At 64.5% G+C, this 794-nt stretch carries 2 protein-coding genes; both read right to left on the bottom strand.

The window, feature by feature from the left end; all coding sequences use genetic code 11:
• Nucleotides 1-66: 66 nt before the first annotated feature.
• Nucleotides 67-408, bottom strand: coding sequence for an IS66 family insertion sequence element accessory protein TnpB (gene tnpB / locus IE243_RS22940; RefSeq protein ID WP_191321585.1), 342 nt, complete (start codon nt 406-408; stop codon nt 67-69).
• Between the two features lie 8 nt (nt 409-416).
• Nucleotides 417-794, bottom strand: a 378-nt coding sequence (gene tnpA, locus IE243_RS22945) for an IS66-like element accessory protein TnpA (RefSeq protein WP_210319975.1), incomplete at its 5' end; no start/stop codon positions are given.

The following is a 794-nucleotide window of genomic DNA, read 5'->3' on the forward strand; positions in this document are numbered from 1 at the left end:
ACGGCAGTCTATCAGCGCGGTTCCGGCTTGCCTGGTGGCAAAATGCCGGAAGCCCAATAAATCTGGTTACTCCGCCGTCTGCGGAGCCCGCGCCGTCACCGCCCTGACCCTGCGCCAGTCCATGCCGGCAAACAGCGCCTCAAACTGGGCGTGAGACAACGACATCAGCCCGTCTTTCACCGCAGGCCATGCAAAGCTGTGTTCCTCAAGCCGCTTGTATGCCAGCACCAGGCCCGTGCCGTCCCAGTACAGCAGCTTCAGACGGTCCGCCTTGCGCGCGCGGAACACAAACACCGTGCCGGTGAATGGATCCCTGTCCAGTTCGTTCTTCACCAGTGCGGCAAGACTGTCATGGCCCTTGCGGAAATCAATCGGCTTTGTCGCCACCATGATCCGCAGACCGCTCATGGGAAGCGTCATGACGCCGACAGCGCCCGCACAATGGCTGCGATCCGTTCGGCAGATGCGCCCGCCTTAAGCCGGATCGTCACGGCGCCCATCGCGATCTCTGCTCCGGCAGGTTCTGACGGGGAGATCTCCGGGGCCGGACGGGCGATGGCCACCGCCGCAAACCCGACCGTGTCATCTGGCGGCGGCAGCACCAGCTTCCCCTGCCGTGCCAGGGTCCGCCATGATGACAGATGGCTCGGCCGCATCCCGTGACGCCGGGCAATGCTGGCGACCGTCGCGCCGGGCAGCAGAGTGTCAGCCACAAGCTGCGCTTTCAGCGCATCAGGCCATCGACGGCGCGAGCGACCCGTCGGAGCGTAAGGAAGAAACTCCACTGTAGCATC

Source organism: Camelimonas fluminis (genome assembly GCF_014656355.1).
Classification (GTDB): Bacteria; Pseudomonadota; Alphaproteobacteria; order Rhizobiales; family Beijerinckiaceae; genus Camelimonas; species Camelimonas fluminis.